The sequence below is a fragment of the Citrobacter sp. wls757 genome (assembly GCF_005280935.1).
Taxonomy (GTDB): domain Bacteria; phylum Pseudomonadota; class Gammaproteobacteria; order Enterobacterales; family Enterobacteriaceae; genus Citrobacter; species Citrobacter portucalensis.
On sequence record NZ_SZWU01000056.1, the window covers coordinates 476 to 11,517 of the forward strand.

The 11,042-nt window shown below is 52.5% G+C and carries 8 protein-coding genes; 5 read left to right on the forward strand and 3 right to left on the reverse strand.

Features of this window, described 5'->3' with window-relative positions:
* Positions 1-63 precede the first annotated feature (63 nt).
* Positions 64-2,886: an excinuclease ABC subunit UvrA gene (uvrA, locus tag FDW94_RS14400; protein ID WP_061547501.1), complete on the reverse strand. Its 2,823-nt coding sequence runs from the start codon at positions 2,884-2,886 to the stop codon at positions 64-66.
* Positions 2,887-3,137: 251 nt separating this feature from the next.
* On the opposite strand from uvrA, the gene ssb1 reads away from it, so the two are divergent.
* Positions 3,138-3,662 (forward strand): single-stranded DNA-binding protein SSB1, encoded by a 525-nt coding sequence (gene ssb1, locus FDW94_RS14410; RefSeq protein ID WP_003826621.1) that lies wholly within the window; start codon positions 3,138-3,140, stop codon positions 3,660-3,662.
* A gap of 66 nt (positions 3,663-3,728) precedes the next feature.
* Here ssb1 and FDW94_RS14415 read toward each other — a convergent pair whose 3' ends face one another.
* A complete protein-coding gene (locus FDW94_RS14415; protein ID WP_003826625.1) occupies positions 3,729-4,010 on the reverse strand; it encodes a YjcB family protein in 282 nt (93 codons plus the stop codon).
* A 552-nt stretch (positions 4,011-4,562) separates the two neighbouring features.
* Between FDW94_RS14415 and FDW94_RS14420 the strand changes: the two genes are divergently transcribed.
* Entirely contained in the window at positions 4,563-6,149 is a 1,587-nt protein-coding gene (locus tag FDW94_RS14420) for an EAL domain-containing protein (protein ID WP_048236344.1), read from the forward strand.
* A 2-nt stretch (positions 6,150-6,151) separates the two neighbouring features.
* Here FDW94_RS14420 and soxS read toward each other — a convergent pair whose 3' ends face one another.
* Positions 6,152-6,475 carry a superoxide response transcriptional regulator SoxS gene (gene soxS / locus FDW94_RS14425; RefSeq protein WP_003031731.1) on the reverse strand — a complete coding sequence of 108 codons (324 nt, stop codon included), beginning with the start codon at positions 6,473-6,475 and terminating at the stop codon, positions 6,152-6,154.
* Between the two features lie 86 nt (positions 6,476-6,561).
* Between soxS and soxR the strand changes: the two genes are divergently transcribed.
* The 3 genes from soxR to FDW94_RS14440 all read left to right on the forward strand — a co-directional run bounded on the left by soxR (position 6,562) and on the right by FDW94_RS14440 (position 10,782).
* On the forward strand, positions 6,562-7,020 hold the full coding sequence (gene soxR, locus FDW94_RS14430; protein ID WP_003826630.1) for a redox-sensitive transcriptional activator SoxR: 459 nt from the start codon (positions 6,562-6,564) through the stop codon (positions 7,018-7,020).
* 608 nt (positions 7,021-7,628) lie between these two features.
* Positions 7,629-8,978 carry a guanine/hypoxanthine transporter GhxP gene (gene ghxP / locus FDW94_RS14435; protein ID WP_003826632.1) on the forward strand — a complete coding sequence of 450 codons (1,350 nt, stop codon included), beginning with the start codon at positions 7,629-7,631 and terminating at the stop codon, positions 8,976-8,978.
* A 157-nt stretch (positions 8,979-9,135) separates the two neighbouring features.
* On the forward strand, positions 9,136-10,782 hold the full coding sequence (locus FDW94_RS14440; RefSeq protein ID WP_003826634.1) for a Na+/H+ antiporter: 1,647 nt from the start codon (positions 9,136-9,138) through the stop codon (positions 10,780-10,782).
* The last annotated feature ends 260 nt before the right edge of the window (positions 10,783-11,042 follow it).

An 11,042-nucleotide genomic window follows, 5' to 3' on the forward strand; every position in this document is an offset into this window, starting at 1 on the left:
TAAGCGCCTTATCCGGCCTACAAGCTTTATGCATATTCTGTAGGCCAGACAAGTGTTGCGTAATTACAACAGCGGTTTGAGGAAGCGGGCCGTGTGTGAGGCTTCACACTCAGCGACCGTTTCTGGTGTGCCGGAGACAAGGATTTCGCCGCCGCCGCTACCGCCTTCCGGACCGAGATCGACAATCCAGTCTGCGGTCTTAATCACGTCCAGATTGTGCTCAATCACCACGATGGTGTTGCCCTGATCCCGGAGTTGATGCAGCACGTCCAACAGTTGCTGAATATCCGCAAAATGCAGACCGGTGGTCGGCTCATCGAGAATATACAGCGTTTGCCCGGTACCGCGTTTGGACAGTTCGCGCGCCAGCTTCACGCGCTGTGCTTCACCGCCCGAGAGCGTGGTAGCGGACTGACCCAGTCGAATGTACGTCAGGCCAACGTCCATCAGCGTTTGCAGCTTACGCGCCAGCGCCGGAACGGCATCGAAGAACTCACGTGCTTCTTCAATCGTCATATCCAGCACTTCGTGGATAGTCTTGCCTTTGTACTTAATTTCTAACGTTTCGCGGTTATAGCGCTTGCCTTTGCACTGATCGCACGGCACGTAGATATCCGGCAGGAAGTGCATTTCGACTTTGATCACGCCGTCGCCCTGACAGGCTTCACAGCGTCCGCCACGGACGTTAAAGCTGAAACGCCCCGGCGTGTAACCGCGTGCACGTGACTCTGGTACACCGGCAAACAGTTCGCGCACTGGCGTAAACACCCCGGTGTAGGTTGCCGGGTTAGAGCGCGGCGTACGGCCAATCGGGCTTTGGTCAATGTCGATCACTTTGTCGAAATGCTCCAGGCCTTGAACGTCGCGATACGGCGCAGGTTCAGCCAGCGTCGCACCGTTTAGCGCCGTCTGTGCAATCGGGAATAGTGTGTCGTTAATCAGCGTCGATTTACCCGAACCGGAAACACCGGTAATGCAGGTAAATAAACCTACCGGCAGCGTCAGGGTGACATCTTTCAGGTTGTTACCGCGTGCGCCGGTGAGTTTAAGCACTTTCTCTGGGTCAGCCGCAACGCGCTGTTTAGGCACTTCAATCTTGCGTTTACCGCTCATGTACTGGCCGGTCAGCGACTCAGGCACTGCCATGATGTCGTCGAGCGTCCCTTCGGCGACGACCTGACCGCCGTGAACACCCGCGCCCGGGCCGATATCGATAACGTGGTCAGCGGCGCGAATCGCATCTTCATCGTGCTCGACCACAATGACGGTATTTCCCAGATTACGCAGGTGGATAAGCGTACCCAGCAGACGCTCGTTATCGCGTTGATGCAAACCGATAGACGGTTCATCCAGTACGTACATTACACCAACCAGACCCGCGCCGATCTGGCTTGCCAGGCGAATACGCTGGGCCTCACCACCGGAGAGTGTTTCCGCCGACCGCGATAGCGTCAGGTAGTTGAGGCCGACGTTGACCAGGAACTTCAGACGATCGCCAATCTCTTTAAGAATTTTCTCGGCAATCTTCGCCCGCTGACCCGCAAGCTTCAGATTGTTGAAGAAATCCATTGCATGACCGATGCTCATGTCAGAAATCGCAGGCAGCGGCGTATTTTCAACAAATACGTGACGGGCTTCCCGGCGTAAACGCGTCCCTTCACAGCTAGCGCAAGGACGGTTACTGATGAACTTGGCTAATTCTTCACGTACTGCGCTGGATTCCGTCTCTTTATAGCGGCGCTCCATATTGTGCAATACGCCTTCGAACGGATGGCGACGTACGGACGTATCACCGCGATCGTTCATGTATTTAAATTCGATATTCTCTTTACCGGAACCGTACAGTACGACTTTATGCACAGTAGGGTTCAGGCTGGCCCACGGGGCTTCAACGTCGAATTTATAGTGTTCCGCCAGAGACTTAAGCATCTGGAAGTAATAGAAGTTACGGCGATCCCAACCGCGGATAGCACCACCGGCCAGCGACAGTTCCGGGTTTTGGATCACCCGATCAGGATCGAAATATTGCTGCACGCCGAGACCGTCACAGGTTGGACACGCGCCCGCCGGGTTGTTAAACGAGAACAGCCGCGGTTCCAGTTCGCGCATGCTATAGCCGCAGATAGGGCAGGCGAAGTTGGCGGAGAACAGCAGTTCCTCCGCTTTAGGGTCGTCCATATCGGCAACGACCGCCGTGCCGCCGGACAGTTCCAGCGCGGTTTCAAAGGATTCCGCCAGTCGTTGGGTGAGATCGTCACGGACTTTAAAGCGGTCAATCACCACTTCAATGGTGTGTTTCTTTTGCAGCTCAAGCTTGGGCGGATCGGAAAGGTCACAGACTTCACCGTCGATACGGGCGCGGATATAGCCCTGGCCTGCCAGATTTTCCAGCGTTTTGGTGTGCTCGCCTTTACGCTCTTTAATCACCGGCGCCAGCAGCATCAGACGCTTACCTTCCGGCTGCGACAGGACGTTATCCACCATCTGGCTTACGGTCTGCGCTGCCAGGGGAACGTCGTGATCCGGACAGCGCGGCTCGCCAACGCGGGCAAACAGCAGACGCAGATAGTCGTGAATTTCGGTAATTGTACCTACCGTGGATCGCGGGTTATGGGACGTCGATTTTTGTTCAATTGAGATGGCAGGAGAGAGCCCCTCAATGTGGTCGACGTCCGGTTTTTCCATCAGCGACAGAAATTGACGCGCGTACGCGGAAAGGGATTCAACGTAACGACGCTGCCCTTCGGCATATAAGGTGTCGAAAGCGAGCGAAGATTTGCCTGAGCCCGAAAGCCCGGTGACGACAATCAGCTTGTCGCGCGGGATGACGAGGTTGATGTTTTTGAGATTATGGGTGCGGGCGCCCCGAACTTCGATCTTATCCATTCATCTTTCCCGGATTAAACGCTTTTTTGCCTGGCTGCATGGTGCTACCGGCGATCACAAACGGTTAATTATGACACAACCTGACCTGAATGGATATACAGTATTGGAATGCAAAACGCAGACGTCTGTGCAACAATGTCTGGCTGGGGTTGTTTACTGGAATCAACTTCGCAACGTAGTAAAAGCGCTATTGGAAATGCTACAATCCCGCGCTTACACTTATTCAGTAACGTTTTTCAGGAGACACGATCATGGCCAGCAGAGGCGTAAACAAGGTGATTCTCGTCGGTAATCTGGGCCAGGACCCGGAAGTACGCTATATGCCGAATGGTGGCGCAGTTGCCAACATTACGCTGGCTACTTCCGAATCCTGGCGTGATAAAGCGACCGGTGAAATGAAAGAGCAGACTGAATGGCACCGTGTTGTGCTGTTTGGCAAACTGGCGGAAGTGGCCAGCGAATATCTGCGTAAAGGTTCTCAGGTCTATATCGAAGGTCAGCTGCGTACCCGCAAATGGACCGATCAGTCCGGCGTAGAAAAGTACACCACAGAAGTTGTGGTTAACGTTGGCGGCACCATGCAAATGCTGGGTGGTCGTCAGGGTGGTGGTGCTCCGGCAGGTGGCGGTCAGCAGCAGGGCGGTTGGGGTCAACCTCAGCAGCCGCAGGGTGGCAACCAGTTCAGCGGCGGCGCGCAGTCTCGTCCGCAACAGTCAGCTCCGGCAGCGCCGTCTAACGAGCCGCCGATGGATTTCGACGACGATATTCCGTTCTAATCCCACTGCGCTACGCTGAAAATAATGGCTACCTCAAGACTGGGGTAGCCATATGCAATTTTGTTATCAGTTCAACACCATAGGCCAATCTGGCGGTGTGTGGCTCATCACGTCAACCATTACGGTTTCAATGTTCTTCCAGATAGCGGACATATCCACCAGGGTTATGCCGAGCAATCCAGTCGCAAACCAGCAGGCAAAAACCAGCCCCAAACCGCTGCTAATGACGGCCAGGCCAATATAATCTGATTTACGAAAACGGATATTGAGCGTACTGGCTAAAAACATCAGCACCGCGCTGAGTAGTTGCCACCGCAGAAGAACCACGCCAGTTGTTATTGTCGCCATGAAAAACGTCCTCAGAAAGTCTGGATGCCCAGGACAGCGCGGGGGTGTTCACCGAGGGTGTGATACTCTGGCTATCGACGGGCAATAACATGAATGAAACATTGTTTCTGTTACATGATTTTTGTGAACTATATCACATCTGGTCGTTTGTTCACCAGTATTGGCCGTTATTTTTGTAGGCTTATAACCACTTCAAGTGTGTGGTTTTGTTTAATGAAGAGTTGATAATAAATAACCATGTTTTAAACATGCATTTAGTCTACTTGTTATATTTATCCTAAATTAAACGTTAAAAAAAATTAATGAATTTCTTAAATGCAGCCAGGATAATGCTCATAAAAAATTACTCCGTGGGGATAATAACGTTATGAAATAAGCATAACTTTAAGTTTGCCTTACGGAAAAATAATATCATCATCAACTATTATCAGACTTTTACATAGAGAAGTCTGTTGCTAATACTGATAGATTCATGCAACTTAATCAGTCGGTGTTTATAGCATCCTGCCTTGATGGGTTCTGGCATATACGAAACAGGGAAATAGGGCTGACATGAATCACAGTGCGCGACGCAAGATGCTGAAGTTCCTGGGAACATTCATGGTGGTATTGTTCCCCGTGGTGCTGGCGATATGGTTTGCGCACATCCGGGCGATGACCGAAACCCATAGCCAACTCCGCTCTTTTGCTCAACTGGTGTTAAATAAAACAGAATTGGTGATCCTACAAGCTGATTTGGCGCGTGATATGGCCCAGTTGTATCAGGGTAAGATGTGTACCCCGGCACATCAGAAAAGTATGCTAAATATTATTCGCGGTCGTTTATATATCAGTGAGCTAATTTATGCGCAGGGCGATCACTTTTTGTGCTCTACGTCGATGGCGCCGCCTGTTACTTATATTATGCCGACAGCCGATTATAAACGTACGCCGGATATCGCCATCTATTACTACCGCGATACCCCTTTTTTCGCTGGCTACAGAATGACGTACATGCAACGCGGAAACTACGTCGCAGTCATCAATCCATTGTCCTACAGCGAAGTCATGTCAGATGATCCGGATCTCTCCTGGGGCGTGTATGACACAGTAACGGATACGTTTTTCTCTGCCAGCGAAGCGGCAAATATTGCGCAATTCGCACCGCTCATACGCGGTGAAGCCTCGACCTTTCAACAAGACGATCGCTTCTACACCATCGTGCATTCAGAAAAACGTCCAATTGCGATTATTGTGTCGACCTCAGACAACCGCGTAAGTCAGATTTTCTATCACGAGGCGGCATTAACCATTCCCTTCGGGATTATCTGCAGCATCCTGATACTGCTAATGTGGTGGCGCACGCGCCAGGAATACTTATCTCCCCGGCGCTTATTAAAACGCGCGATCAAAAAACGTCAGCTTTGCCTGCATTACCAGCCGATTATTGATATTAAAAATGGGCAGTGTGTTGGTGCTGAAGCTCTGCTGCGCTGGCCGGGCTGTAAAGGTGAGGTGATGAGCCCGACGGAGTTTATTCCGCTGGCTGAAAAAGAGGGAATGATTGAGCGGATCACGGATTATGTCGTTGAAGAGGTGTTCAACGATTTGGGGTATTTTCTTTCGGCGCATCCTCAGCTTTCTATATCGATTAACCTTTCCGCTTCTGACTTTCATTCATCCCGATTGATTGCTCTGATTAACGACAAAAATCGTGAGTACTCCGTGGCGGCCCAGCAAATTAAAGTCGAAGTGACCGAGCGTGGGTTCATAGATGTACATAAAATGACCCCCGTAATCCAGGCGTTCCGTAAGGCGGGTTATGAAGTGGCATTTGATGATTTTGGCACGGGATATTCCAATCTGCATAATTTGTCAGCGCTGAATGTCGATATCCTGAAGATCGACAAATCGTTTATTAGCACGTTGTCCACTAACAGCACCAGTCACTTGATTGCCGAACATATTATTGAGATGGCACAAAGCTTACACCTGAAGACGATTGCGGAAGGGGTGGAAACGAAGGAGCAAATCGAATGGCTGCTTGAACGCGGCGTACAGTATTGTCAGGGCTGGTATTTTGCGAAGGCGCTGCCGCCGCAGGAGTTCATGCACTGGATACAACGGTCGCCCGCCATACTGACGCAGAGCGGGCAATAATATTACAGACGATGGCGGTAGTCGCTGGGAGTACGATCAAATTCGCGGCGAAACACACGCGAGAAGGTTTGTTGCGACACATAACCAAGATCCATCGCGATATCAAAAATAGGTCGCTCAGTTGTCCGTAGTTCAACGGCGGCCAGCAAAAGTCGACGCTGGCGGATGTAGTCACCCAAGGTCTGGCGCGTCACCGTGCGGAACATTCTTTGTAAATACCACTTCGAGTAACCTGATTTTTTCGCCACCGCCTCAATGTTCAGCGGTTGATCGATATGTTCATCAATCCATTCAATAAGGGTCTGAATAATCTGCTGATGGGACATAGGGCTGCCTCTTTCTCAGTATTCGATTCGTCGTTTTGTCTGTGGGCGAGTATAATTCCTCAAGTTAACTTGAGGTAAAGCGATTTATGGAAAAGAAATTACCCCGGATAAAAGCGCTGCTCACACCAGGTGAAGTCGCCAAACGTAGCGGCGTGGCGGTATCGACCCTGCATTTCTATGAAAGCAAAGGATTAATCAGCAGTATGCGCAACAGCGGCAATCAGCGCCGATACAAACGTGATGTGTTGCGTTACGTCGCGATAATCAAGATTGCTCAACGCATCGGGATCCCGCTGGCCACGATCGGTGACGCGTTAGGGGTATTACCTGAGGGGCATTCGCTTAGTGCCAAAGAGTGGAAGCAGCTCTCTTCGCAATGGCGTGAAGAACTGGACCGACGCATCCATACTTTGGTGGCGCTACGCGATGAGCTGGATGGGTGTATTGGTTGCGGATGCTTGTCACGCAGCGATTGCCCGTTGCGTAACCCAGGCGATCAGCTTGGCGAGCAGGGGACCGGAGCGCGCCTGCTGGAAGATGATTAATTGGTTTAAAATATGTGACGGGTATGAAGGGTATAAAACTAAAGCGCCACAGAGGGCGCTTTAGTTTGGTTCCGGTCTTTGTCTTTCACTCTATCCCGCTGGTTCACGGGAGGGTTTCCCCCGACATCAACACCCCTCAGTCGAGCACATTAGGGGAGGTTCCGGCCTGTGTTGATAATGTAAGTGTAAGCCACCTCCCTCCATTTGCCAGTGAATTGGTGATTTTTTAGCCAAAAAATTTTCCGCATCTTCACCCGTTTTCTTGCGCGAGTTGCGTGAAATAAACACGCCGATGTTGTAATAACTCCGCGCAATTTGTTGCCAAATTGCGCATTGACGATAACGTTTGCGCATCGACTGGTTATTTCTTGCGCGTTATAAGAAGAAATGAGTAAAAAGCGGCAAAGTTCAGTTGAAAACCAGCGTATGATCGCTAGATAATCGTTTGCTTTTTTTTACCACCCGTTTTTTATGCGCGGAGCTAAACGTTTGCTTTTTTGCGACACCCCTATTGACGCAAACCTGGCACATGGAGAAAACGTTTAGCAGGCAGTGGATTGTCCAGCACGCATAATGACGAAAAAATAAACTCTCAGGGGATGTTTTCTATGTCTACGCCTTCAGCGCGTACCGGCGGTTCACTCGACGCCTGGTTTAAAATTTCGCTCCGCGGCAGTACCGTTCGTCAGGAAGTCGTTGCCGGATTAACGACCTTCCTGGCCATGGTCTACTCCGTTATCGTGGTTCCGGGGATGCTGGGTAAAGCCGGGTTCCCACCTGCTGCTGTATTTGTGGCGACCTGTCTGGTCGCGGGCGTCGGTTCTATTGTGATGGGCTTGTGGGCAAACCTGCCGCTGGCAATTGGTTGCGCCATTTCTCTGACCGCATTTACCGCATTCAGCCTGGTGCTGGGCCAACATATTAGCGTGCCCGTTGCGCTGGGTGCGGTGTTCCTGATGGGTGTCCTGTTTACCATCATTTCCGCGACCGGTATCCGTAGCTGGATCCTGCGCAATCTGCCGCAGGGCGTTGCGCATGGTACGGGGATTGGTATCGGCCTGTTCCTGCTGCTGATTGCGGCAAACGGTGTCGGTCTGGTAATTAAGAACCCGCTGGACGGCCTGCCGGTTGCGCTGGGTGACTTCGATACCTTCCCGGTCATTATGTCGTTGATTGGTCTGGCGGTGATTATTGGCCTCGAAAAACTGAAAGTACCGGGTGGCATTCTGCTGACCATTATCGGTATTTCCGTGGTTGGTCTGATTTTCGACCCGGCCGTGCATTTCTCCGGCATTTTTGCCATGCCGTCTCTGAGTGATGAAAACGGCAATTCGCTGATCGGCAGCCTGGATATCATGGGGGCACTGAACCCGATTGTCCTGCCGAGCGTGTTGGCGCTGGTCATGACCGCTGTCTTCGATGCAACCGGAACCATCCGCGCGGTAGCCGGACAGGCGAATCTGCTGGATAAAGACGGACAGATTATCGACGGTGGCAAGGCGCTGACCACTGACTCCCTGAGCAGCGTGTTCTCTGGTCTGGTGGGTGCAGCTCCGGCGGCGGTTTACATTGAATCCGCAGCGGGTACGGCGGCAGGCGGTAAAACTGGCCTGACAGCGATCACCGTTGGCGTGTTGTTCCTGCTGATTCTGTTCCTCTCTCCGCTCTCTTATCTTGTACCTGTGTACGCAACGGCACCTGCGCTGATGTATGTGGGTCTGTTGATGCTGAGCAATGTTGCGAAAATCGATTTCGCTGACTTTGTCGACGCAATGGCAGGACTGGTTACGGCCGTATTTATCGTGCTGACCTGTAACATCGTTACCGGCATCATGATTGGCTTTGCTACCCTGGTAATTGGCCGCATCGTTTCTGGTGAATGGCGCAAACTGAACATCGGCACCGTGGTGATCGCCATCGCGCTGGTGGCCTTCTACGCCGGCGGTTGGGCTATCTGATTCTGATTTCCTGACGATCCTAAAAACGGGTGGCTTTGGCCGCCCGTTTTCATTTTCAGAACACACTCGTTGTCTTTTGCGTTACTCTCAATTAGATAGAATTGAGGCACGACGCCTCTCATTAGCAATCATAAGAAACATCGCAAACAGGGAACGCATGGAAATCTTTTTCACCATACTCATCATGACCCTTGTGGTCTCGCTGTCGGGGGTATTTACTCGCGTATTGCCCTTCCAACTTCCTTTACCCCTTATGCAGATCGCCATCGGCGCCTTGCTGGCGTGGCCGACGTTTGGTTTGCATGTGGAATTCGATCCTGAGCTGTTCCTGGTTCTGTTCATCCCGCCGCTGCTCTTTGCCGATGGTTGGAAGACGCCAACGCGTGAGTTTCTCGAGCACGGGCGAGAGATTTTCGGCCTGGCGTTGGCGCTGGTGCTGGTCACGGTGGTCGGCATTGGATTTATGATTTACTGGCTGGTGCCGGGGATCCCTCTCATCCCAGCCTTTGCTCTGGCTGCTGTGCTATCGCCAACCGATGCCGTCGCACTTTCCGGCATTGTGGGAGAGGGACGTATACCGAAGAAAATCATGGGTATCCTGCAGGGCGAAGCGTTGATGAACGACGCCTCCGGTCTGGTCTCTCTGAAGTTTGCCGTCGCCGTGGCGATGGGGACAATGGTATTCACCGTTGGTGGCGCAACGCTTGAGTTCTTCAAAGTGGCGATTGGCGGCATCCTGGCTGGTTTTGTCGTCAGTTGGCTGTACGGTCGCTCCCTGCGCTTCCTCAGCCGCTGGGGCGGTGACGAGCCGGCAACGCAAATAGTCCTGCTGTTCCTGCTGCCGTTTGCGTCTTACCTGATTGCGGAACATATCGGCGTTTCCGGTATCCTCGCGGCGGTCGCTGCCGGGATGACGATCACCCGTTCCGGGGTGATGCGCCGCGCGCCGCTGGCGATGCGTTTACGTGCTAACAGTACCTGGGCGATGCTGGAGTTTGTGTTTAACGGCATGGTTTTCTTACTGTTAGGGCTACAGTTACCGGGAATTCTGGAGTCTTCTTTGGCGGCGGCCGAGGCCGATCCGAATGTTGAAATCTGGATGCTGTTTACCGATGTCGTGCTGATTTACGTGGCGCTAATGCTGGTACGTTTTGGCTGGCTGTGGACCATGAAAAAGTTCAGTCTGCGCTTCCTGAAGAAAAAACCGATGGAGTTTGGATCCTGGACGACGCGTGAAATCATGATCGCCTCTTTTGCCGGTGTACGCGGGGCCATTACCCTCGCCGGTGTGCTCTCCATTCCACTGTTGTTACCGGACGGTAGCGGCTTCCCGGCGCGATATGAGCTGATCTTCCTTGCCGCAGGCGTGATCCTGTTCTCGCTGTTTGTTGGCGTGGTGATGCTGCCGATTCTGCTACAACATCTGGAAGTGGCAGACCACTCGCAGCAGCAGAAAGAGGAACGTATTGCCCGCGCCGCCACGGCAGAAGTGGCGATTGTCGCGATCCAGAAAATGGAGGAGCGACTGGCCGCAGACACCGAAGAGAACATCGATAACCAGTTGCTCACCGAGGTGAGTTCACGCGTGATTGGTAACCTGCGCCGACGCGCCGACGGGCGCAACGATGTGGAAAGCTCGATGCAGGAAGAAAACCTCGAGCGACGTTTCCGCCTGGCAGCGCTGCGTTCAGAACGCGCGGAGCTTTATCACCTGCGCGCCACGCGTGAAATCAGCAATGAAACGCTGCAAAAACTACTGCACGACCTGGATTTGCTGGAAGCGCTGTTGATTGAGAATCAGTAAACGATAGCGCCTGATGCGCTACGCTTATCAGGCCTACAAAACCGGCAACAGCGATGTAGGCCAGATAAGGCGCTAGCCGCATCCGGCGAAGGGGTGCCTGATGCGCTACGCTTATCAGGCCTACAAGATCGGCAATAGCGATGTATGCCGGATAAGGCGCTAGCCGCATCCGGCGAAGGGTGTGCCTGAGGCGCTACGCTTATCTGGCCTACAAGACCGGCAATAGCGATGTAGGCCGGATAAGGCGTTAGCCGCATCCG